20 protein-coding genes, 1 tRNA gene, 1 other RNA gene and 1 pseudogene are annotated in these 22,714 nt (G+C 38.5%); 11 read left to right on the forward strand and 12 right to left on the reverse strand.

From position 1 onward, the window contains the following. Nucleotides 1-11: 11 nt before the first annotated feature. The 7 genes from ACO05K_RS06380 (at nt 12) to ACO05K_RS06410 (ending at nt 4,423) form a co-directional block, all read left to right on the forward strand. Entirely contained in the window at nt 12-422 is a 411-nt protein-coding gene (locus ACO05K_RS06380; RefSeq protein ID WP_421943619.1) for a PaaI family thioesterase, read from the forward strand. A gap of 28 nt (nt 423-450) precedes the next feature. Continuing rightward, entirely contained in the window at nt 451-1,818 is a 1,368-nt protein-coding gene (locus ACO05K_RS06385; protein WP_421943620.1) for a pyridoxal phosphate-dependent decarboxylase family protein, read from the forward strand. 231 nt (nt 1,819-2,049) lie between these two features. Beyond that, the gene (locus ACO05K_RS06390; RefSeq protein WP_316805304.1) at nt 2,050-2,334 is read left to right on the forward strand and encodes a helix-turn-helix domain-containing protein; all 285 of its coding nucleotides are present in this window, start codon (nt 2,050-2,052) and stop codon (nt 2,332-2,334) included. A 235-nt stretch (nt 2,335-2,569) separates the two neighbouring features. Then, nucleotides 2,570-2,980, forward strand: a complete 411-nt coding sequence (gene mobC, locus ACO05K_RS06395; RefSeq protein WP_421943621.1) for a plasmid mobilization relaxosome protein MobC — start codon at nt 2,570-2,572, stop codon at nt 2,978-2,980. Then, nucleotides 2,965-3,318, forward strand: a complete 354-nt coding sequence (locus tag ACO05K_RS06400; RefSeq protein ID WP_421943622.1) for a relaxase/mobilization nuclease domain-containing protein — start codon at nt 2,965-2,967, stop codon at nt 3,316-3,318. Before mobC ends, ACO05K_RS06400 begins: the two co-directional genes overlap by 16 nt. Continuing rightward, nucleotides 3,315-4,193, forward strand: coding sequence for a hypothetical protein (locus tag ACO05K_RS06405; RefSeq protein WP_421943623.1), 879 nt, complete (start codon nt 3,315-3,317; stop codon nt 4,191-4,193). The genes ACO05K_RS06400 and ACO05K_RS06405 overlap by 4 nt, the downstream gene beginning before the upstream one ends. 38 nt (nt 4,194-4,231) lie before the next feature. Then, complete coding sequence (locus tag ACO05K_RS06410; protein ID WP_421943624.1) at nt 4,232-4,423, forward strand: YWFCY domain-containing protein; 192 nt, start codon at nt 4,232-4,234, stop codon at nt 4,421-4,423. Between the two features lie 8 nt (nt 4,424-4,431). Here the strand turns inward: ACO05K_RS06410 and tnpB are convergent. Together tnpB and tnpA are read right to left on the reverse strand one after the other, a co-directional pair. Continuing rightward, nucleotides 4,432-4,623 (reverse strand): annotated as a pseudogene (tnpB, locus tag ACO05K_RS06415) (IS66 family insertion sequence element accessory protein TnpB); the annotation flags it as partial. 2 nt (nt 4,624-4,625) lie between these two features. Further along, nucleotides 4,626-4,904 (reverse strand): IS66 family insertion sequence element accessory protein TnpA, encoded by a 279-nt coding sequence (gene tnpA, locus ACO05K_RS06420; RefSeq protein WP_421943625.1) that lies wholly within the window; start codon nt 4,902-4,904, stop codon nt 4,626-4,628. Nucleotides 4,905-5,039: 135 nt separating this feature from the next. Here tnpA and ACO05K_RS06425 point away from each other — a divergent pair, with 135 nt between their 5' ends. Further along, on the forward strand, nt 5,040-5,381 hold the full coding sequence (locus ACO05K_RS06425; protein ID WP_421943626.1) for a hypothetical protein: 342 nt from the start codon (nt 5,040-5,042) through the stop codon (nt 5,379-5,381). 232 nt (nt 5,382-5,613) lie between these two features. On the opposite strand, the gene ACO05K_RS06430 is transcribed toward ACO05K_RS06425, so the two are convergent. The 8 genes from ACO05K_RS06430 to ACO05K_RS06465 form a co-directional block, all read right to left on the reverse strand. Further along, the gene (locus ACO05K_RS06430) at nt 5,614-6,300 is read right to left on the reverse strand and encodes a quinone oxidoreductase family protein (RefSeq protein ID WP_421943627.1); all 687 of its coding nucleotides are present in this window, start codon (nt 6,298-6,300) and stop codon (nt 5,614-5,616) included. A gap of 121 nt (nt 6,301-6,421) precedes the next feature. Then, nucleotides 6,422-7,171 (reverse strand): IS21-like element helper ATPase IstB, encoded by a 750-nt coding sequence (gene istB / locus ACO05K_RS06435; protein ID WP_238414369.1) that lies wholly within the window; start codon nt 7,169-7,171, stop codon nt 6,422-6,424. Nucleotides 7,172-7,189: 18 nt separating this feature from the next. Next, nucleotides 7,190-8,719, reverse strand: a complete 1,530-nt coding sequence (gene istA / locus ACO05K_RS06440; protein ID WP_238414701.1) for an IS21 family transposase — start codon at nt 8,717-8,719, stop codon at nt 7,190-7,192. A gap of 617 nt (nt 8,720-9,336) precedes the next feature. Continuing rightward, nucleotides 9,337-11,256: a tetratricopeptide repeat protein gene (locus ACO05K_RS06445; RefSeq protein WP_421943628.1), complete on the reverse strand. Its 1,920-nt coding sequence runs from the start codon at nt 11,254-11,256 to the stop codon at nt 9,337-9,339. A 199-nt stretch (nt 11,257-11,455) separates the two neighbouring features. Continuing rightward, a complete protein-coding gene (locus ACO05K_RS06450) occupies nt 11,456-12,106 on the reverse strand; it encodes a nucleotidyl transferase AbiEii/AbiGii toxin family protein (RefSeq protein WP_421943629.1) in 651 nt (216 codons plus the stop codon). A gap of 11 nt (nt 12,107-12,117) precedes the next feature. Continuing rightward, complete coding sequence (locus tag ACO05K_RS06455; RefSeq protein WP_421943630.1) at nt 12,118-12,606, reverse strand: DUF6922 domain-containing protein; 489 nt, start codon at nt 12,604-12,606, stop codon at nt 12,118-12,120. A gap of 107 nt (nt 12,607-12,713) precedes the next feature. Continuing rightward, nucleotides 12,714-13,931, reverse strand: coding sequence for a site-specific integrase (locus ACO05K_RS06460; RefSeq protein WP_421943631.1), 1,218 nt, complete (start codon nt 13,929-13,931; stop codon nt 12,714-12,716). 248 nt (nt 13,932-14,179) lie between these two features. Then, nucleotides 14,180-14,252, reverse strand: a tRNA-Lys gene (locus tag ACO05K_RS06465). Nucleotides 14,253-14,683: 431 nt separating this feature from the next. Here ACO05K_RS06465 and ACO05K_RS06470 point away from each other — a divergent pair. Together ACO05K_RS06470 and ACO05K_RS06475 are read left to right on the forward strand one after the other, a co-directional pair. Continuing rightward, nucleotides 14,684-15,970, forward strand: coding sequence for a sugar MFS transporter (locus tag ACO05K_RS06470; protein WP_421943632.1), 1,287 nt, complete (start codon nt 14,684-14,686; stop codon nt 15,968-15,970). A 118-nt stretch (nt 15,971-16,088) separates the two neighbouring features. Further along, nucleotides 16,089-16,583: a D-glycero-alpha-D-manno-heptose-1,7-bisphosphate 7-phosphatase gene (locus ACO05K_RS06475; RefSeq protein ID WP_421943633.1), complete on the forward strand. Its 495-nt coding sequence runs from the start codon at nt 16,089-16,091 to the stop codon at nt 16,581-16,583. 163 nt (nt 16,584-16,746) lie between these two features. On the opposite strand, the gene fsa is transcribed toward ACO05K_RS06475, so the two are convergent. Both fsa and ffs read right to left on the reverse strand, forming a co-directional pair. Further along, nucleotides 16,747-17,406 (reverse strand): fructose-6-phosphate aldolase, encoded by a 660-nt coding sequence (gene fsa, locus ACO05K_RS06480; RefSeq protein ID WP_316737150.1) that lies wholly within the window; start codon nt 17,404-17,406, stop codon nt 16,747-16,749. Between the two features lie 86 nt (nt 17,407-17,492). After that, nucleotides 17,493-17,592: signal recognition particle sRNA small type (gene ffs, locus ACO05K_RS06485), an RNA gene on the reverse strand. Between the two features lie 620 nt (nt 17,593-18,212). Between ffs and gltB the strand changes: the two genes are divergently transcribed. Then, the gene (gene gltB / locus ACO05K_RS06490) at nt 18,213-22,712 is read left to right on the forward strand and encodes a glutamate synthase large subunit (protein WP_421943634.1); all 4,500 of its coding nucleotides are present in this window, start codon (nt 18,213-18,215) and stop codon (nt 22,710-22,712) included. Nucleotides 22,713-22,714: the final 2 nt, after the last annotated feature.

Consider the following 22,714-nt stretch of genomic DNA (forward strand, 5'->3'; position numbering starts at 1 on the left):
AACAATATAAAATGTACGATAGAATAAAACAAAGCTTTGAGAAGCAGGGATTGATGAAAACTTTAAAAGCCCAATTGGTGGAGGTGGAAGAGGGACAGGTAAAAATGAGCTGTGAATTTTCCGAATCCTTAACACAACAACACGGATTTTTTCATGCAGGGGTTGCCACTAGCATTGCAGATAGTGCCTGCGGTTATGCGGCTTTGACAATGATGCCCGAGAATGCCGAGGTATTAAGCGTTGAGTTTAAAGTCAATTTTATAAAACCTGCAAAAACGGAGAAACTCATTGTCATTGGAAAGGTGCTGCAATCTGGTAGGACACTTACGGTTTGCGAGGGTTACGTTTACGATTGTAGCGAGCAGAAACTGATTGCCAAAATGACGGCAACAATAATAACCGTACAACATTCAATAGAATAGATTTATAGAAACATTTAAATACAATACAATGAAAAATGAGTTGTTAGCAATAGCGAAACGTTCAGAAGAGATATTTGACGACTTTTCAAAAGAAGATGCAATTAGTGAGATCTCGGTAGATGAGATAAGGAAACAATTAGTGAAATATGATTTCAACGAACCAAAACCTCTAGGTGAGATCATTGACGATGTGCAATTCGCATTGGGAAAGTGGAACCTTCAAACAAACCATCCCTTACATTTTGGATTATTCCAGCCAAGTATCACCAGTTCTGGCGTAGTGGCAGATGCGTTGGTAGCACTTTATAATCCTCAAATGGCTACGTGGTGGTTTTCCCCTGCAGCCAACGAAATTGAAAGACATACCCTGAGCTTTCTGAAATTGAAATTTGGGTATGATCCAGATACTACATTTGCGTCGTTTACTTCGGGTGGTTCGGAATCAAACTATACAGCGGTCATAACTGCTCTAACACATCGTTTTCCAGAATATCGTGAAAATGGTGCTCATGCGCTAGAAAAACAGCCAATAATATATGCCTCACAAGACGCACATGATTCGATGATCAGGGTTGCACATCAAACTGGACTGGGCAGAAATGCGGTTGTTCGTATCCCGGTGGATAGCGAGCGGAAAATGGATATGCAAAAGTTGAAAGTGCAGCTTCAGGCAGATAAATTGCAGGGCCGTGAACCTTTTATGATTGTGGCCACTGTAGGCACAACTTCCTATGGGATTATCGACCCTGTTGAAGAGATCATCGAATTGAACAAAACTGAAAATCTTTGGCTTCATGTTGATGCAGCCTGGGGTGGGGGATTCGTTATTTCTGATGAAGCAAAGTCTTACCTTAAGGGTATTGAACAAGCTGATTCAATCACATGGGATCCGCACAAGACTTTGCCTATCCCAACGGGTGCAGGCTTCTTCCTAACAAAACATAGAGAGGTGATGAAGCAGACATTTTCTGTGAATGCAAGTTATGTGCCGGATGAAATAGAAGGAAGTGTCGATTCCTATAAGGTCAGCTTTTCATGGTCGAGAAGGTTCACCGGTCTGAAGATATTTATGCTACTGGCGGAGTCCGGAAGTGAGAACCTATCTAAACTGTTAACCCATCAAGTGCAAATGGGCAATCATTTCAGAAAACTTTTGGTTGATAATGGTTGGACTATTGTCGGAAGTTCTCCTTTACCGGTAATCTGTTTTACACACTCCGATCACGAGCAAAATATTGAAAAGATTTTACAAGCTGTTCTGGACAGAAAAAAAGTATGGCTTTCAAAAGTTGATTTTAACGGCCAAAGTGTATTAAGGGTATGTATATCAAGTTTCAAAACAGAAATATCTCATCTGGAAATACTTATGGATGAATTAAAAACAGTTATGAAATAGGTTAAGGGGAAGTCCGATATTGGACTTCCCCTTAAATTTTGATTATAAAAAATCAATTAACTATTTATTGTAAGCCGTAGTGTGCTGACAAAGTAGGCTACCAAAACTCAGCCATTTGGAATCTAAAAAGCCGAGTGAAATTTATAATTTTCTCTAGGTACTACCCATCTAGTACCGAACTCTTCTAAAATATCCTTCCCAAATTTGTCATAATACATTAATACACATGTTATGGCAACAATTGAATTTATAACAAAAGAGGATCTTGATCAGTTTAAACAGGAACTGTTTTCTGAGCTAAGGCGCCCTGGGCAAAGGCTACATAAAATCAGCGAACAGAAAGAGTGGCTGAAAAGCTATGAAGTTCGCAAGCTATTAAGCATATCGCCTGGCACTTTGCAAGGACTTCGAGATACTGGTAAACTCAAATTTAATAAGGTTGGAGGATTGATGTTCTATAAGTACGACGATGTCATTGCTCTGGTAGAGGGTAAGAAAATAATTTCAAAGCCCTGAATCTACAACCAATTAATTTCCTAAAAATGAGAACCTTGTTCACGGAAATTAATATAGAAACGAACCATTAAATTTTAACTTTTTAAGTTCCGAAACCAATATTCTATGGGCTAAGTGTAAACACCCTTGTGTTTGGCAAGATGTATTTTCGCATGCGCGAAAAAATCTTGCCGCCCTTGAGGTCGGGGATTTGCTCGGAACTCGCAAATCTTGGAACTTTTTTAAAGTGATAGGCATGCCAAGGAAAAAGCTTAAAAACGAAGACGACATACTCAGTCATAATTTGATTGTTAGGGTAAGTGAACGACAGTTTAATAAGCTTGAAAAACTGCGGTTAGAAAGCAATTGCCAAACGGTGGCTGAAATTGTACGCAGGATTCTTTCTGGCAAGAGGATCAATTGCTTCTATACAGATGTAAGTATGAATGCGCCCATGGAAGAATTGGTCAGTATCAGAAAGGAATTGAAGGCCATTGGCATTAATATTAACCAGATTACCAGAACCTTCAATCAGGAAAAGACTTCTGAAAATAGCAGGGCCTACTATGTACTGAAGGTAGCAGACCTCTACAAAAAAGTGGATGAAAAAGTTGATAGACTATTGGTGCTTATTACGAAACTCACCGAAAAATGGTTGCAAGGATAATTAGTGGTAAAAGTATAAGGGGATTGCTCAACTACAATGAAGGAAAGGTCAACAGTGGTGAAGCAACTTTAATTCTGGCAAACCGTTTCGGAACTGATATTGAGAGGCTAGACTTCAATAATAAACTTAACCGTTTTGAGCACCTAATTAAACGAAATATTAAAGTTAAGACCAACGCCTTGCACATTATGCTCAATTTTGATAGGAGCGATAAGGTTACTATTGGATTGTTTCAGCAGATTGCATCTTCCTACATGGACCGTATCGGCCTGGGTGAACAACCGTTTTTGGTATATCAGCACAAAGATGTGTCAGTCATCCCCATATTCACATCGTGACGACCAATATACAAGCAGATGGCAAACGGATTGATATTCATGGGCTTGGACGAACGTTGTCTGAAACGGCAAGAAAGGACTTGGAGATTGAGCATGGTCTTATCAAAGCTGAAGGTAGGAATAGGAGTGAGGCAATATCGATTACAGCGGTTTCGATAGAAACCGCAAACTACGGAAAGGTGCCGACGAAAAAAGCAATCTACAGTGTTGTAGCTGAAGTAATGCGAAGTTATAAGTTTACTTCCTTTGCAGAATACAATGTTGTTTTGAAACAGTTTAATGTTGTTGCAGACCGTGGTAAGGAAGATACGTTGATGTTCGAAAAACGTGGGCTGGTTTACTCCATCACTGATAAAAATGGCAATAGGGTTGGTATTCCGTTCAAGGCGAGTGATTTGGCAACCAGACCCACGTTGGATAGCGTAGAAAAAAAGTTTGAGCGGAATGCTCAAAAGCGAAAGCCTTACAAAGAAGGGCTTATAAAACGCATTGAACAGGTGTTTTCAAGATACGAGACCATAACAAAATCAACCTTGGTTGCGGAGCTTAAGAATCAGGGAATTGCTTTAATACTTAGACAGAACGATCAAGGGCTGGTTTATGGTGCAATATTTATTGATCACAAAAGCAAATCAGTTTTTAAAGGCAGTGACTTGGGCAGGGAATACGGTGCCAAAGCTTTTCTAGATCGTTGCGGTAATATGGATAGGCCGAAAACGTACCTTAAAACTAGTGAGCAAACAAAATCTTATCTCAAGCCCATTAACTCAACCAATTATCTGAAACAATTGATGGAAATCAGTAATACTGATCCGGTGCCAACTGTTGGGCAAAGAAAAAAGAAAAGGAAAAAGTACAGAGGTTTTTCGCGTTAAGGAAAATACTGATTTTAGTTAATTTAAAGTGAGCGACCATGAACACAGGAGAAGATGCACAAGGACTCAGAAAGATTGTTGATTTTACCCGCTTTATCAGCGTTGTAATTTTAGGCATTCATTTTTACAGCTATTGTTATGAGGTTTTTGATTCATGGGGCTTGACAGCGGAGATAAGATCACCATCTTTTGTGGGACGGCGAAAAGTACCACTTTCAAGTCTTTTATAATACAGTACAAAACCTCCATGCTCCCAGTGGAGAAGTTTGATGCGTGTGCCACTTTTATTAAGAAAAATGAACACTTCCCCACTTGTAGGGGAGCCGCCCAGCTTGGAGCTGACCAGCCCGCAGAGACCGTCAAAACTTTTGCGCATGTCACACCCCGGCTTGTAGAGGTGATAGATATGGGAGGAACTTAAAGAGAACATAGCTAATACAGTCTTATCAGATTGGAGAGCGTTTTAAGATCATCACTAGATGCCTTAATAATTACCCCGTTTGGATAGAGAACATCGATAAGTTTTGGAATGATAACAGGTGTGGCGGGAACCCTGATAAAGTTCGAAACAGCCTTTTTTCGTTTGTTGCGCGATACCCAGTTGGCAAAAGTGGTACGTTTGACCCCAAGAGTCTTGCAATATTCATTCTGGCTAAGCCCACTGGTGCGCCAAGCCTCAACGGCTAGCATTTTTTCTTCTGATGTTTTCATAATTTATCTTTTTACAAAGAAAAACATCAGATAGATCAATTAAAAGATGGACTTCATAGGCTGCTTACTTCTTCACCGATACCCGTTGAGCCGATTGTAAACTATTATCATAAATTTAATTCATCCCAGATTGAATTGATAGTAGATCTTCCCAATGGAGTAAATTTAAAAAAGAAACTGGGAGAAAAAGCATGGATTACAATAGGTTCCAATCAGCATTCTTACACGACTTTCTATGATTATCACAATGCTTTCTTAGATGGAAAAGTAAGCTACAATACAATTGAGCTGAAAAACGGTGCAGCGTTTGAATATCTGTTTGCAAAAAATATTATGCTGAGTATTGGCGGTGGATATAACAGCTATTTATCATCTAAGGTTTTTAAAGACGGAGAAAACTATAACAACGCCTCCCTAAGAAGCGAGAATAAAGGTGCTCCTTATGTCAATATTGGCTTGTCATTGCTGACATTCTAAATCAACGTCAGTGGAATTTAGTACTCAGAAACTATGGGCTGTATCATAAGTCAAAATCAAAATTTATAAACAGAATTTAATTTTGAACGCCCTCTATCAAGAATCAAAAGGAAATAAAAAACGGCAATTTTCGACTCGAAAATCGCCGTTTTTTATTTAATTATTGCCGTCTGATAAAAAGAAAATTAGCAAAGAAACTGCTGTTAGCAATGCTGAATTATTGCCTCAATCCCTATATTTCTAGAACAATCTTTCCAAAGACTGATCCTGTTTCCAATAATCGGTGAGCCTCTCCCGCATCTTCCAACGGAAAGACTTCAGAGACAAACGGTATAATCTTACCGTCAATCGCCGATTGGAACAGTTGAGACAGGCTTGATTTAATATCAGCAGCTGGTATAGAATTTAGGCTGAAGCAGGCTAATGTTAAAGAACGTTGAAATCTGCTTAACCAGCTCATCCCAAAATCATTGCCGGGAAATCCGCCAGCAGCTCCATTCAGAACATAAACTCCGTTTTCTGTTAAAAGAGATACATATTTTTCTAAGTCGGGACCACCCACCGGATCAACTACAGCATTGAAATTTTTATCATTGGCATTTGGTTCAGTTAAGGTTATAAAATTTCGAACCCCAATATTTTCCAATTCTTTTCGCTTATGGGCTGTCGTATCTGTAACAGTAATATCATACTGTGCGGCTAATGCCAATTGGACAACCATTGAACCGATTCCTCCACCTGCGCCCCGCACGAGAATTCTATCTCCGACAGATAATCGGGCACGTTGTAAGGAATAGTGGGCTACCAAGGAATTAATACCTATGCTTACTGCCTGGATACTGGATAAACTGTCAGGAACTGGCACTAATGCAGATTCGGATACGACAACCTGCTCGGCATAACCACCCAGCGTGGACAATGTATATTTCGGAGAAACTGACCATGTGATTCCGTGGCAAACTGACCACCTGAATTGCTGGCGAACGAGTGCAGCAGATGCTATAGGTATGATGTCAAAAGTAATGATTTAAAAGTAATTTTTACAGATAGGTATTTTCGGGAGCAACGGTTCTTTTCTTGCGCATCGATTCGCCCTTGAGTTCTATCCTGTGGGCATCGTGAACAATCCTGTCCAAGATTGCATCTGCAATCGTTTTTTCTCCAATTACCTCATGCCATTTACTTACCGGCAGCTGTGATGTTATAATAAGAGATGTCTTACCATGCCTATCCTCAATGATCTCCATAAGGGCAGCCCTACTTTGTGAGTCAAATGGCTGTATCCCGAAATCGTCCAGTATCAGAAGCTGTTGTTTTTCAATACGTGAGACCTCTTTGATATAAGATCCGTCAGCCTTTGCCATCTTTAACTTTGCGAACAGCTTTGGTGTACTTCCATACAGAACCCTGTAACCGAGCATACATGCCTGATAACCGATTGCTGAGGCAAGATAACTTTTTCCTATCCCAGTACTTCCTGTTATGAGCAGGTTTTCAAACCTGTCGATGAAGGTACAGTCCGCCAATCTCATAATCTGGTTCCTGTCAATACTTCTTTCTACATGATAATGCAGATCCTCGATAGATGCCTTGTAACGGAACCTGGCATAAAGGATCTGGCGTTCAATCTTTCGGTTTTGCCTGTCATCCCATTCAGCCTCTATTAGATGGGCCAACAGCTCATCAGCGGTATACTCTGTGGTCTGCCCGGTTTCAATACTGCTCTTGAAGGCATGGAACATTCCGTAGAACTTCAGCCTTCGCATTTTGTCAAGTGTATTCGTATTCATCTTTATATGGTTTTAAGGTTATTTGTAGTAATCGCCCCCACGGATGTTGTCATGGGATGGCATTGGCAGTTCATCGGCGAACAGGCTTTCCTCATACTGGTCAAGGTTGCGCTCAAGTATGGTCTGTATGGTTTTATAACTGTATATCCCAAAGCCAAGGGCCCGTCTGCAGGCATTGATCAGCCGCTGGTTCCCAGCCTTCTTCGCAAAGCTTAATATGCCCACGCATGATTTATAAGCCTGCTCAGGATGCTGTTTTCTGTCGAGTATCTTGAGGATATAAAGCCTGACATCCTCATCTATGCTGGATGCCCACTCCAGAAAACGGTCCGGTGTCCAGTCCGTCACGAACTTATGGGTAGTGGCCATATGGTCCTTATCGGTGGTGTAACTATAGGGGCTTTTAATCCGCTTATGCATCGCTATGCGCTCATAGTGATAGAAGATCTCCACATTTGACCGGGAGTAGAGTATCTTGACCTTTTTACCTATAAAACGAAAAGGGACGCTATAATAATGCTTGTCGGGACCAAGATTGACGTGTCCGTTCTTCATCACCGTTGCATGGTGCTGTTTCTTGAACTCGTATTTCAGTACTGGCAAGGGATTGAGTGCCTCCCGCTCAATTTCCTCGAACTGGAGGCGCCTGCTATAGTTTCTTCCCTTAAGTGGCTGGCTATTGTGCACCTCAAGCGCCACAAGTATCGCGGCGTTCAATTCTGTAAGGGAGTGGAAGACATGTTTTCTCAACGGCGCATAGATCCGGCTATAGGCGATCTTGACAGCCCCTTCTACAAGCGCCTTGTCCCTTGGGCGGTATGCCCGTGCAGGCAGAATAGTTGTTCCGTAATGGTCGGCAAAATCCGCAAAGGTCTCGTTCAGGGTAGGCTCGTATTTGTTGCTCTTGGTTACCGCTGCCTTGAGGTTATCGGGAACAATGGCCGCTGAGACCCCACCAATATAATGGAATGTATTCTCGCACGCAGATATAAAGTCTTCTTTCTGTTGTGTGAGTACGGCCTCCACATAGGTAAGCTGGCTGGCACCAAGGATGGCAACGAACACCTCGACATCAATCACCTCACCGGTTTCCTGGTCAACAATGGAGAGTTTCTGTCCGGCAAAATCAACAAAGAGTTTATCGCCCGCCTTGTGGTCAAGGTGCATCACCGGGTTCACACGGGACTTCCACTGGTTATAATAGAAGCAGAACTGCGTGTAATGAAAGCCATTGGGAAATTCCTTTAGATAAGCTTCCCAGAGCATCACACGGGTTACCCCAGTGCGTTTAAGTTCTTTGTCAATACCAGGAAAACAACGTTGTAAAGTTAAAAGACGGCTATCGGGTGCCCGTTCCCGGCTCTTTCCAAAAAAATCCTCAAGCTCCTTGTCATTAAGTGCATTTATCTGTTCAAATGTACACCCACCGGAATCAAACGCACTGAAGTATCTTTTTGCTGTATTGCGGGAAACACCGACCTGGGTCGCTATGGAAAGCTTGCTTCGCCCCTGGCTGTACATTCTGAGAATCTGTCTTATCTTGCTCATGCTAATAGTGGTATTTGCCATCTTCGGGAATTATGTATATCCCAAAAATAGACTTGTATCTATAGCATTTGCCGATCGTTCGGACTGGTCAATTTGGTCCGAAATCCGGTGGTCAGTTTCCCGCGGAACAGGTGGTCAGTTTAAACCGAAACGGGGTGGTCAATTTCAGCGAAATCTCCAGACGGAGCACTTTTCGAAATTTATTATAACAGCTTTCATACTGAACCGAGTGGGCAAGATTCTGATGTTTTTGATGACAGCCCTTCCGATATTTCAAAATTGCGTCAACTAACCGGCATTTCTCAGCAACTCGCCGATTATTATATTGTCCCTCAAGTTATACCTAAATTTTAAAGAGATGTTAAAAGCGGATAAAATAATTATTATTGATATATAAGCAACTTGCTGGGAAAGGGGTGAAATGCCGGTTGGTAGTAAGATGGAGATCATAGTAATTTGAATTTGTAACCTAATAATTGATACGGGAAAATCTTATTGGTTTATAAACTCTAAAGTCTCACAATCACGGAAACCCAACCTTTCGCTTTTTCATTTATATATATTGCCACATCTTCGCCAGTTACGATTGGGATTGCTAAGTCTATTCTCTTTTACAATTATTTTAAAAGGGAAAGAAAGTGAAGGTTATCATGCAGGTTTTTTAATTCATGATAGCTGCGGGCATCCTCTTTTAATTCAGGCTCCAGTTCAAATGTTTTTTTAAGATTTAACAAGCATTTTTCCATGTTGCCTTTAAGATTCTCCATAATAGCTATCTGATAGTAATTCCAGCTAAACTTACGTTCAGCATTGAGATCGTTGAACAAATTAATGGCGTCGTCATAATCATTTAAACCCTTTAAATAAATTCCCTTCAGATACGTTAACTGATATTTGCCATCATTATCAAGCTTTTCAGCAAAACTTTCAAATCTCGCCAGTGCTTCATTTTTTTCTAATAAATTAAAAACCCCGGTGAAAAGATTTAACACATATTGTTGGTGGTAATATGAGATAAATAACTGCTCTACCCGGTCTATAGCTTCTTGAATATTGCGTTGTTTAATCAAAATCTGGATTTTGTAGCCAATTACAGTCGGATTTTGAACATCCAAAATCAAACATTCATCTACGGTTTCAATAAATTTGGCTTCGCCAATTTTCTCTATTAGCTCAAAAGCCAGATTAACTGTAAAATCTACTGCCTGTTTATCAGTTGGGTTTATTAATAAATAGCTTTTTAAGGATTCGAATGCGACTAATTTGTCGTTTCTGTATAAAACCAGCGATTTAAGTCTTAGATATTTTGGCTTTCTAGTAGTTTGATATAAGCCTTGCAAAAGATTAATTACAACATTTTCAGTATCTTTTGCTAACAGAGCATTAATAAGTATTGTTTCTATCTCTGGTAAATCGACTTTTTTATTTATCGAAACGTAAAACTTCAAAGCTTCGTTTATGTCGAATTGAATTAACGCAGTAGCCTTATTATAAAGTGCATCATAATCCTCTGGAATGATCTTGATTATTTGATTAAAATATTCAACAGCTTTGGAATATTCGCCAAGTCTGATAGATAAAACGCCTAAATTATTAAGTGCATCAATATGACTATCGTCAATTTCCAGTGCTTTTTCATAATCCAGCTTTGCTCGCTTTAATTCATTTAAATCTTCAAGGGCTAGTGCGCGATTTACGTATAAACTTACATTATTATGGTTCAGATTTATGGCCTGGTCAAAATTTTTGATTGCCTCTTCATATTGACCAAGCTCAGTTTTAAGAGTGCCAAGATTAGCATAGGCCAAACCTGTTTTATCACCTAATTCTATAGCTTTATTAAAAAGCTCATCTGCATTTTTGTAATTTTTGTTTTGGAATTGAAAAATTCCGTAGGCTATATGTTTGTCGATCTGTCCTGGATCTACATTATATGGCTGGTGTTCTGGATTGGGTGTAATTTCTGCGACTGTGATTTCTCCACTGGCAAGTTTGTTACTAAAATCATCAACCACGTTTTTTTTTATTTGATTGAATTTGCTAATAACTTGGTCAGATTGCGATATGCTGAGTCCCTTTTTCAAAAGTAAGCTTTTTACAATTTCAACGTTATGATCGTTATTTAAATACTCTGCTTGCGCAAAGGACAAAATTTCCAATTGAAATTGCTTTGAGTTGAAAAGATTCTCTGCCACACCACTTAGTGGAAGTACGCCATCATTTTTCGCCCTCTTATCCGCGTAAATTTCATTTAAACTCTTTCCTTTTACGCCAGTTGTTTTCACAACTTTGGAGGCAAAATGCTTTTGGTAAAGACTTTCCGCCCTTTCAGCAATAATTGATGCTTGTCTATCGTCATAACCTTTTGATTTAAGCATTGTCATAACAGTTTCGATAGTGCTTACATCATCGCATAATATGTTTAATGCAGTTAGCACCAAATCATTGACCTCTTCTTTTTTAAATTTTTGAGGCGTTGGAATGACATCATTATTAGTTTGCTGAACAGCTTTTTTAAGAAAATCGAATAGCCCCATAAGATCTTGAATGCATGAAGTGAGTAAATTAATGAAAAGATATTTATTGTTATAAAATAAATGTCAATTTAAATGCTGCTAAATGAATTCTTAACATTTTTAGACATAAAAAATCCTGTTTCCAGGCACTAATTTGGTGCGTTAAGATATGATAGGTTATCACAATTCGTGATAACCTATCCCTGTTATTTGTGAAAATCTAGTGACCCATTCCCCTGCTAGTATCATTTTTATGGCTATTTTTCGCCTCCTGAAGCTTTCTGTAAAATTCCCTGCTTTCTAAAAGATTAGTATATTCAACTACCGCCTTTGAAATGCTTTTCTGCACATCCTGCCATTTGAGCTTTCCATCGATAAGTTTTACGGGGACATTAAAGTCGATATCATTATGGTACATCAGGGATGACTTAGCGGTGTTTGGGTCGACATTCGGATATTTCCGGCAGTAGTAATCCAAAATTTCATCTAAAGGCATTTTTATTAACAGGTAATGCATATCGATAAAATCCTTGATTCGTTGTCCGCTATTGACGATTGCGTTTATCTTCATGGCTGATATATCCTGATTGGACATCATCCTTATTCCTTCAATGGTTTCTATTGGTCTGATTGATGGATATTTGTGGGAGATTAAATCAAAATCAACTCCGCCAATGCTTCCGCTTACATAATTGCCCTTGTGGCGTTTTACATCTGCGCCATAACTGTTCTGTAAGTGTACGGCGAGTCCATCACCGTCAAAGTCCGTCGAGCTGAAAAGGTCGATATCTATGGATTCCCTGTGGCCTATTCTTAAAGATAGTGCGGTACCACCCACAAGATAAAAGGAGTTAAGCTGATCGTCTCGCATCAGCCTCTGGATCAGATCCAGTGTCCCTGGTGTAACTGTTTCTTTGTGTAACATTTGAGTTTTTCTTTGCTCAACTGAAAATATTTGCAAACGGCTTCCATGGTCATATCAGAAAGATAGGTGATGTCTTCTTTGAGGGCTCGGATTACGTTATCTTCACCATAAAACCTAATCATCTCTTCCCACTCACTGTGACTGCCCTTATCAAGCACCCGTTCGATAACGGTTTTGTAACTCCTGCTCCAATCCAGTTTATCAAAATCAAAGTCCCAGAATAGTACCTTTGGAAGGTCTGGTCTTCTAACCTTCTGTATGAGTGGCTGTCTTTCGATTTTGATTTCATCGTTTTCGAAGGGAATCTTCTTTTTCGAAAGATAATTGTTCAATGTATTGTAATTATAGATAGGGTAGCTGTCGCAAAATCCTTTCAGACTTGAAAACACATCTATATCTGTACCGGCAAATCTTTTCCAGTGCACAACAATTACTCTTTTGTTCAATTCCTTTAACATCATACAAATCTAACCAAAATAGGAATTAATGCCTAATATTTGCAAATATTTGTCAATTTAAGGTTATCATTAAATTATTTATCTAATAGCTGAAATTATACGATGGCTAACTTCTTCTTTAATACTGCCATATCCTCACTTACCTTGATATCCAAAATCTTCGCATAATGCTGCGTAGTTCTGATGTTCGTATGGCCGAGCATCTTTGACACACTTTCAATTGGCACACCATTTAAAAGCGTCACCGTAGTTGCAAAAGTATGGCGGGCTATGTGCGAAGTCAATTTTTTCTCAATTTCGCACAGGTCAGCAATTTCTTTCAAATATTCGTTCATCTTTTGGTTGCTCGGAACGGGGAGGAGTGAGCCTTTATTCAGGCAAACTTTATTGGTAGCATACCTATCAATAATTTCAACCGCTGTAGGCAATAGGGGAACCGATGATCTTATCTTGGTTTTCTGCCGGTTGGTAAAAATCCAACGTTCGCCATCAAATCCCGTTCTGATATTTTCCTGCTTCAGTTTGAAAACATCTACATACGCTAGTCCCGTAAAACAGCAGAAGATAAATACATCTCTTACCTGTTTTAATCTTTCCGATAAAAACTCTTTTCCTGTGATATGAGCCAATTCCTCTTTATTCAAGTAAAATCGGTCGACGTTCTTTGTTTTGCCTTTGTAAGCGTTAAAAGGCGATTTATCTATCCATTCGTTCTCCATACAGATTCGAAGGATTTTTCCAAGGTTCTTAATGTTCTTTACCACATAATTATTCGCACAGTATTTATCAGATCTCAGGTAGTGGTCAAATCCGTTGAGGAAAGCTTGGTCGATGCTTTTGATGTTCATATCCGCAAGGCCATATTTCAAGCGGATGAAAACCTTTAGATGTCTTTCCATGACCTTGTACCGGTTCAGGGTGCCACGCACGTAGTCTTTGCCTACAAGCTGCTCCATTTTTAAGTTGTGGTCAGCAATAGCTTCCAATAAGGTGTGGGAATTGGAAAGCGTACCCAAATAACACGACTTGATCGCATCAGCTGTGATGGGCAATCCCATATCAAATACGCATTGATGGGCGTAGTAAACGGCATTTTGCAACTGGTCGAGGTGGGTGTTTAATACCTTGGTCTCTTCCTTAGTGCCGATGGCCCGCCCGCCCTTGGCGTTCCATCGCTTGGGATCGCAGTCCCGGTTGGCGGCTAACTCTGCACGGTTTCCCTCAACTGTAATCCTCATGTAGATGGGTACATTTCCACTCACATAGTTCTTTTGCTTTTTCAGATAGAAAAGCAGGCTAAAATTGGTCTTCATAATCTCTCGATTTTAGTTAAACAAATGTAGCTTTGCGACTAAAAACATACAAGATGTACAGTTTATAACAACCTGTACATTAATTGATTATGTACTATTCGGTGAGTAAATTTTAACCATTTTGCCTTACTCACCGAATCACTCACCAAAGTTTTGTGAATTCGTGCGAATTTTGGCAACTTCCTAAAAGCAAAAACCCTGCTAATCGTGCGATTGCAGGGTTTTATACATTTTGATAGTCTTTGGTGTGATCCCGCTGGGATTCGAACCCAGGACCACTACATTAAAAGTGTAATGCTCTACCAGCTGAGCTACGGAATCTACTTTAATTTTGAACAACGTTAGTCGTTTGTTTTAAAGTGGTGCAAATATAGGGTTCTTCACTATTTCATGCAAATAAAAATGTTTGAAATATCCTAACTGTATTGATTTATAGAACGATTAATTGCTAAACCAATATTTTTACGTTTGAAAAGGGATTTTAGAGGGTTCAGATTGTGATGCATGAATAAATTATGTTGCAATTATTATTAAGATGGAATGGGTTAGATAAATAATATTCTACAAACATAATAGGTGAGAAGGAGTGATTTTAGGAACATGATTTATATCATTTGCAGAATTTTTACCGCTTTTGGGCTTAATGTTGAATCTTTTTGTTGATGGTTTTAAAAATTACACAAACGTTTGATGAGAAAAATTATAAAATTATTGTTTAGTTTGGCAGAATCAACCAAACCAAACTATTTTTTATGGCTAATACGCTAAACCAATCCCAAAATAAAGGGCCGAAACCTCTTGTTGTTATTTGTGCGCTCTTTTTTATATTCGGCTTTGTAACCTGGGCAAACGGAACACTGATTCCTTTCTTTAAGTTATCATTTGGCTTATCTGATATACAAGCTTTTCTTGTAACTTTTGCTTCTTACATGGCCTATTTCTTTTTAGCCTTGCCTTCATCATGGATTTTAAAGAAAGCAGGGTTTAAGAACGGAATCATTTTAGGATTATTTATTCTGGCACTAGGTTCGCTGCTTTTTATCCCTGCTGCACAAAGTAGAACATTTGGCCTTTTCTTAACCGGAATTTTTGTTCAGGGTGCTGCGTTAGCATTGTTACAAACAGCTTCCAACCCATATTTAACTATTATTGGTCCGATAGAAAGTGCAGCGAAACGAATCAGTATTGCGGGCATTTGCAATAAGTTTGCCGGCATTATTGTTCCGTTTATCATGGGAACGCTATTTCTTAAGAATGCTGGTGATATTGAAAAAAAGATTCAATTGGTAACAGGTTTAGCAAAGGAACAATTGCTGAATGACGTTTTAGGTAGAGTAAATACGCCATACATTGTGCTAGCAATTGTGTTCTCAATTTTCGCTTTAGTTATAAAGTTTACCGATTTGCCGGAAGTGCAAGTTGAGGAAGATGTGGTTGATGAAGAAGCCGGAAAAGTAGTTAAGCATAGCAGTATATTTCAGTTTCCGCATTTGTTTTTAGGTGCCTTTTGTATTTTTGTTTACGTTGCGGCAGAGGTTATGGCCGGAGATATTATTGGCGTTTACGGTAAAGCTTTAGGTATAAGTGCGGATATAAGTAAATACTTTACATCACTAACCCTAGGTGGCATGTTGCTTGGTTATATTGTTGGTATAATTGCTATACCTAAATTTATCTCGCAACAGTTTGCCTTAAGAATCTGTGCAATTTTAGGTTTAGTATTCACCATTATTGCATACTTAACCTCAGGTTACGTTTCAGTTATTTTTATTGCTCTATTAGGTTTAGCTAATTCGTTAATGTGGCCAGCGATTTTTCCATTAGGCATAAGTCATTTAGGTAAATTTACAAAAACAGGTTCGGCAATTATGGTAATGGGTATTGCCGGAGGCGCAATCTGGCCATTGTTATATGCCTTTATCAAAGATGAATTAGGATTAGATTTTCAGCTTGCGTATTTCGTAACAGTTATGCCATGTTATCTGTACATTTTTTACTTTGCTGTAAAAGGACATAAGGTTGGATTGAATATAAAATAGTTCTTCAACTACGCTCAGAACGACATTTTGGGATTTCTTTCTTATACAAGTAATTTTCGCTTATTTTGCCGAAATATAAATAATAGGTTTTTAGTGTGAACCTGCAAATCAATTCCGAATGAATAAAGCTATTTTTTTAGATCGTGATGGTGTTTTAAACCATGAAATATACGATTATATCTGCCGTGTAGAAGATTTCAAAATTCTTGATTACCAAATACCTGTTTTAAAGAAATTTTTCGATGAAGGTTATTTGTTAATTGTAATTACTAATCAGGGCGGCATTGCCCTTAAAAGATATTCTGAACAGGAACTGGCGATTATGCATCAAATGCTTAGAAATGCTTTCGTTGCTAAGGGAGCTGATATTGCAGGGTTTTATTATTGTCCGCACCATCCAACAGTTGGTGGCGAGTGTAAATGTCGTAAACCTAAATCTGGAATGCTTTTAGATGCCATTGATATGTATGATATCGATCCTGCATTATCTGTAATGATTGGCGATAAGCCCAGAGATGTTGAAGCTGCAAATGGAGCAGGAGTGAAGGGGATTTTAATCGAGCCTGATGAGCAGATTATTTATGAAAAGGTTAAGGAAGTACTTGCAATGTGAGATGGAAAAGGGTAGATGGATGATGGAAAAGGGTGGATGGGAAATGGAAAATAGATAATAGGTATAAAAAAGTCCTAAGTTTCGAATCGATGTGATTCTTTACTTAGGACTTTTTCTTGAAAGTACACTTTCTGTTTTGAGCTTTTATCTTTAAGCTTCTAACTTATTTACCCGCTGCTTTAGCGTGGTCTGCTAAGAAAGTTGCTAAACCTGAATCTGTTAATGGATGCTTTAACAAACCAACAATTGCTGCTAATGGAGCTGTAATTACATCAGCACCTAATTTTGCACAGTTAACAATGTGTAATGGACCACGAATTGAAGCTGCAAGAATTTGAGTTTCGTATCCGTAGTTATCAAAAATTGTTCTGATGTCTTCGATTAAAACCAAGCCATCGCTAGAAATATCATCTAAACGACCTAAGAATGGTGAAACATAAGTTGCACCAGCTTTAGCTGCTAATAATGCTTGTCCGGCAGAGAAGATTAAAGTACAGTTGGTTTTAATACCTTTTGAAGAGAAATATTTAATTGCTTTTACGCCATCTTTAATCATCGGAACTTTAACAACGATTTTCGGGTTAAGTGCTGCTAAAGCTTCACCTTCTTTAATAATTTCGTCGTAAGTTGTAGAGATAACTTCTGCACTAACGTTGTCATCAACGATATCGCAAATCGCTTTATAATGGTTAATTACGTTTTGATCGCCTGTAATACCTTCCTTAGCCATTAAGCTTGGGTTAGTGGTTACGCCATCTAAAATGCCTAAATCCTGAGCTTCTTTAATCTGGTCAAGATTTGCTGTGTCGATAAAAAATTTCATGGTTATAAATTCTTAAATATTTGAGTTTTAATTGATTAAACCCTGAAGAATTTAATTCCCCCTTCAGGGGATTAAGGGAAAAGAAAAAAGGGCAAGCACCTTCTATCGCACCGCTACAACCTTCTACCCTTGCTATGTTCCCATCCTGGGGGAGTTCAAAGGGAGCTGGTCGTAAAAGACTTGCCCGGCACAAAGGTAGAAAAAGATGTTGTTTTGCAAAACCCATTTTCCTAATTTTTTAAACTATCAGGCTATTCCGCTGATTAGTAATTTAATAAAGTTTAAATCGCTGATAATTTTGTTGGTTTTAAATAGAGAAATCCATTATTCTTAATGAATTGGAGTAATCGTAACATCGTCACTTCGACCGCAGTGGAGACCAATAAGTGCTTAGCGAAGCTAAATCTTTTAAATTAGTTTTTGATATGCTTTGTTTTAAAAGAAACTCTGTGTTGAAAATTTACTACTGCAAATCAATCTAAACTACGTATTTGAAATCTCTAGTAATATAGCTTAAGGTATTATTAAAAGATTATAGTATTTCATTTATGAATATTATATTTATATATAAATCAATTATTTAATCGTTTTACTAAAAATTACTACTTAAAACTTAGTTAATATTCTTAAAAAATTCAATTATGAATATTGTAATTATAGTGCTTTTTTGTTGATGATATTTTATTTTAATATTTAAAAATTACATAAGAACTAAAATAATCTTAAAAAGTGTATCAACTCTATAATTTGCGGCTCATTTTTTTTAACTTAGTGTTTCCTATACACTAACAACTAACGAGCAAAGAATGGAACCAAACAGTGGATTGTATAATGCGCAATTTGAACACGATGCCTGCGGTATTGGGTTCGTTGCACATGTGAAAGGGCGAAAATCGCATCAAATCATCTCCGATGCGCTTACTATTTTAGAAAATCTAGATCATAGAGGGGCAAGTGGAGCAGAACCAAATACGGGCGATGGAGCCGGAATCATGATTCAGATTCCTCACGAATTTTTTTATGATGAATGTTTAAAAGCTGGCTTTAGCCTACCTGAAACCAATAACTACGGTGTGGGTATGTTATTTATGCCAAAAGATATTCGTTCAAGAGAAGAATGTAGAGAACTTATTTACCGTGCCGCGGAAAAGCTGGGGCTTGAAATTTTAGGTTTTAGAAAAGTTGATGTTGATACAACCGATATTGGTAGTATGGCATTATCTGTAGAACCAGAAATTGAGCAGGTTTTTATCGCTCGTCCTTATGCGGTTAATCCTGGAGCTGATTTTGAGCGCAAGCTTTACATTTTTAAAAACTACCTGATAAAGTTAATTACCAATACTGTTCATGGTGGTAAAGATTTTTACATAGTTTCTCTTTCTGCTCAAACCATTATTTACAAAGGACAGCTTACATCCCTACAAGTTCGTGCCTATTTTAAAGATTTAACTGATAAACGTGTGGTTTCTGCCCTAGGCTTAGTTCACTCACGTTTTGCAACAAATACTTTTCCATCGTGGAGACTGGCTCAACCTTTCCGCTTTATTGCGCACAATGGCGAGATTAACACTTTACAAGGTAACTTAAACTGGTTCAGAGCTGGTGTAAAATCATTTGCTTCGGCATATTTTACCCCTGAAGAACTGGATATGCTTTTACCTGTTATCGATGAGACAAACTCAGATTCTGGTTGTTTAGATAACGTTATCGAATTATTATTGCATGCAGGCAGAACTTTGCCTCATGTTTTAATGATGCTTGTACCAGAAGCCTGGGATGGCAACGAGGATATGGATCCTATGAAAAAAGCTTTCTACGAGTTTCACGCAACTTTGATGGAGCCTTGGGATGGTCCGGCGGCAATTGCTTTTACTGATGGTAAATTAATTGGTGCAACATTAGATAGAAACGGTTTACGTCCATCTCGTTATGCAATTACTTCAGATGATAGAGTAATTATGGGTTCGGAAGCTGGTGCATTGGCGATAGATCAAAGTACAATTATCGAAAAAGGACGTTTAACGCCTGGTAAAATGTTCGTTGTGGATATGGAGCAGGGTAGAATCATCAGCGATGAAGAAATTAAAACACAGGTTTGTACTAAAAGTCCTTATGCTGATTGGATTAATCAATATCAAATCCGCTTAGAAGAATTGCCAGAACCGCGTGTAATGTTCACCGGACTTTCAGAAGAATCTATTTTTAAATATCAGCAGGTTTTTGGTTATAGCAGAGAGGATGTCGATTTGCTATTAAAACCAATGGCTATCGATGCCAAAGAACCGATTGGTTCGATGGGTACTGATACACCGCTTGCAATTTTATCGAAGCGTCCACAACATTTATCTAATTACTTTAAGCAGTTATTTGCTCAGGTTACCAATCCACCAATCGATCCAATCAGGGAGAAAGTGGTGATGAGTTTAGCTAGTTTTATGGGTAGTAATGGAAACTTGTTAGATGAAAATCCTAAACAAGCGCACTGTGTAGCTATAAAGCATCCGATTTTAACTAATCAGGAGTTAGAAAAACTTAGAAGTATTGACACAGGTGTTTTTCAGGCTAAAACTTTACAAACTTATTTTAGAGCTGATGGAAAGCCAGGTGCAATGGCAAAAGCTCTAGACAGACTTTGTCGTTATGCGGTTGATGCTGTTGAGGATGGTTTCCAGGTTATTGTTTTAACAGATAGAGCCATTGATTCTGAACATGCTGCAATGCCATCTTTATTGGCTGTTTCTGCAGTTCATCACCATTTAATTCGTAAAGGTTATCGTGGTGCAGTTGGTATTGTAATTGAAGCGGGTGATATCTGGGAAGTTCATCACTTCGCAACTTTGCTTGGCTTTGGTGTTACGGCTATCAATCCATATTTGGCTTTAGAAACCATAAGCGGTTTTCAAGAAGAATCTGGTTTATCAACAGAAAAACTAACTAAAAACTATATTTACGCTGTAAACGCCGGCTTGCTTAAAATCTTCTCGAAGATGGGCATTTCGACTTTACAATCTTATCAAGGTGCGCAGATTTTCGAAATTCTTGGTTTAAATAAACAAGTTGTAAATACATACTTTACCGGAGCTGTTTCTCGTGTTGGTGGTTTAGGTTTAGATGAAATTGCGAAAGAAACCTTAATTAAACATCACCGTAGTTTTGGTCCGGCAACACAAACCGAAAACTTATTGCCTGCTGGTGGAACGTATAAATTCCGCAGGAAAGGTGAAGCGCATTTGTTTAATCCGCAAACCATTCACTTGTTACAAAACGCAACGCGTAAGAACGATTATAATATCTTCAAGCAGTATTCTAAACTGGTAAATGAGCAAACACAACAAGCTTATACCATTCGTGGATTATTTGAATTTAATTATAGCAGAACTCCGGTTTCTTTAAGTGAGGTTGAATCAACCGAAGCAATTTTGAAAAGATTTGCAACCGGAGCGATGTCTTTCGGCTCAATTTCACACGAAGCACACTCTACTTTAGCTATCGCGATGAATCGCATTGGCGGAAAAAGTAATACAGGAGAAGGTGGTGAAGATGAAATGCGTTATACCAAATTACCTAACGGTGATAGTATGCGTTCGGCTATTAAACAAGTTGCATCAGCACGTTTTGGTGTAACAAGTTATTATTTAACAAATGCTGATGAGCTTCAAATTAAGATGGCTCAAGGTGCTAAACCCGGAGAAGGTGGACAATTACCGGGCGATAAAGTTGATGACTGGATTGCAAAAGTTCGTCACTCTACACCGGGAGTTGGTTTAATTTCACCACCACCACACCATGATATTTATTCAATCGAAGATTTAGCACAGCTGATTTACGATTTAAAAAATGCTAACCGTGCAGCCAGAATCAATGTTAAATTGGTTTCTAAAGCGGGTGTTGGTACAATTGCAGCAGGTGTGGCAAAAGCACATGCCGATGTAATTCTGGTTTCAGGCTTTGACGGTGGAACAGGTGCATCGCCATTAACTTCTATTCAACATGCAGGTTTACCATGGGAATTAGGATTGGCAGAAGCACATCAAACTTTAGTTAAAAATAGATTACGTAATAGAATCGTTTTACAAACCGATGGACAATTAAAAACTGGTAGAGATATTGCGATTGCAGCTTTATTAGGAGCAGAAGAATGGGGCGTTGCAACCGCAGCTTTAGTAACTGCTGGTTGTATTATGATGCGTAAGTGCCATTTAAATACTTGTCCGGTTGGTGTAGCTACACAAGATCCTGAATTAAGAAAATTGTTTAGCGGTGATGCAGACCATGTTGTAAATTTATTCCACTTCTTGGCTGAAGAATTACGTGAAATTATGGCTGAATTAGGTTTCAGAACCATACATGAAATGATTGGACAGGCTGATATTTTAAAGGTACGTGAATTACCAGAAGAAGACTGGAAACTTAAATATTTAGATTTATCGGCAATTCTTTTCAAAGCAGAAGATAACGGACTTCCATTATTTAATACAGCGCAGCAAGATCATGGTTTAGAACACGTTTTAGACCATCAGTTAATTGCTGCAGCGCAACCTGCAATACAAAACAACGAGCCGGTTTTTGCAAGTTTCAATGTTAAAAATACCGACCGTTCTTTAGGTACAATGTTATCTAATGAAATTTCAAAAGTACATTTAAGCGCAGGTTTACCGCCGGATACCATTAACTTCAAGTTTGTGGGGTCTGCCGGACAAAGTTTCGGTGCGTTCAATACCAAAGGTGTAACCTTATCATTAGAAGGTGAGGCAAATGATTACGTTGGTAAAGGCTTATCAGGTGCTCGTTTAGCAATTTATCCATTCTCAAACTCAACATTTGTACCAGAGCAAAACATCATTATTGGTAACGTTGCACTTTATGGTGCAACATCAGGTGAGTTATTTGCAAGAGGTAAAGCCGGTGAACGTTTCGCTGTTCGTAACTCTGGAGCAACTGCAGTTGTTGAAGGTGTAGGCGACCATGGTTGTGAGTACATGACGGGAGGAGAAGTTTTAATCCTTGGAGATACAGGAAGTAATTTTGCTGCCGGAATGAGTGGTGGTGTTGCATGGATATACGATGCTAACAAAACTTTTGCAAGAAAATGCAATAAGGAAATGGTAGATCTAGATCCATTACAGGCTGAAGATGAAGAGAGAATATTGGCTTTATTAAAAACTCATATCAGGCTGACTGATAGTAAGGTTGCAGAGTTTATTTTAAGCGATTGGAAAACTCAGTCAAGTCACTTTGTGAAAGTATTCCCTAAAGAATACAAAGCAGTATTAGCAAAACGTAGTCAACAAGTAAAAACACACTAGTC

The organism is Pedobacter sp. (assembly GCF_965227205.1).
Taxonomy (GTDB): Bacteria; Bacteroidota; Bacteroidia; order Sphingobacteriales; family Sphingobacteriaceae; genus Pedobacter.

What these genes read in the sequence shown, in the direction of transcription:
- ACO05K_RS06380 (WP_421943619.1), top strand. Translation starts at nt 12, where the DNA reads ATGTACGATAGAATAAAACAAAGCTTTGAGAAGCAGGGATTGATGAAA.
- ACO05K_RS06385 (WP_421943620.1), top strand. Translation starts at nt 451, where the DNA reads ATGAAAAATGAGTTGTTAGCAATAGCGAAACGTTCAGAAGAGATATTT.
- ACO05K_RS06390 (WP_316805304.1), top strand. Translation starts at nt 2,050, where the DNA reads ATGGCAACAATTGAATTTATAACAAAAGAGGATCTTGATCAGTTTAAA.
- mobC (WP_421943621.1), top strand. Translation starts at nt 2,570, where the DNA reads ATGCCAAGGAAAAAGCTTAAAAACGAAGACGACATACTCAGTCATAAT.
- ACO05K_RS06400 (WP_421943622.1), top strand. Translation starts at nt 2,965, where the DNA reads ATGGTTGCAAGGATAATTAGTGGTAAAAGTATAAGGGGATTGCTCAAC.
- ACO05K_RS06410 (WP_421943624.1), top strand. Translation starts at nt 4,232, where the DNA reads ATGAACACAGGAGAAGATGCACAAGGACTCAGAAAGATTGTTGATTTT.
- tnpA (WP_421943625.1), bottom strand. Translation starts at nt 4,904, where the DNA reads ATGAAAACATCAGAAGAAAAAATGCTAGCCGTTGAGGCTTGGCGCACC.
- istB (WP_238414369.1), bottom strand. Translation starts at nt 7,171, where the DNA reads ATGAATACGAATACACTTGACAAAATGCGAAGGCTGAAGTTCTACGGA.
- istA (WP_238414701.1), bottom strand. Translation starts at nt 8,719, where the DNA reads ATGAGCAAGATAAGACAGATTCTCAGAATGTACAGCCAGGGGCGAAGC.
- ACO05K_RS06445 (WP_421943628.1), bottom strand. Translation starts at nt 11,256, where the DNA reads ATGGGGCTATTCGATTTTCTTAAAAAAGCTGTTCAGCAAACTAATAAT.
- ACO05K_RS06450 (WP_421943629.1), bottom strand. Translation starts at nt 12,106, where the DNA reads ATGCGAGACGATCAGCTTAACTCCTTTTATCTTGTGGGTGGTACCGCA.
- ACO05K_RS06460 (WP_421943631.1), bottom strand. Translation starts at nt 13,931, where the DNA reads ATGAAGACCAATTTTAGCCTGCTTTTCTATCTGAAAAAGCAAAAGAAC.
- ACO05K_RS06470 (WP_421943632.1), top strand. Translation starts at nt 14,684, where the DNA reads ATGGCTAATACGCTAAACCAATCCCAAAATAAAGGGCCGAAACCTCTT.
- ACO05K_RS06475 (WP_421943633.1), top strand. Translation starts at nt 16,089, where the DNA reads ATGAATAAAGCTATTTTTTTAGATCGTGATGGTGTTTTAAACCATGAA.
- fsa (WP_316737150.1), bottom strand. Translation starts at nt 17,406, where the DNA reads ATGAAATTTTTTATCGACACAGCAAATCTTGACCAGATTAAAGAAGCT.
- gltB (WP_421943634.1), top strand. Translation starts at nt 18,213, where the DNA reads ATGGAACCAAACAGTGGATTGTATAATGCGCAATTTGAACACGATGCC.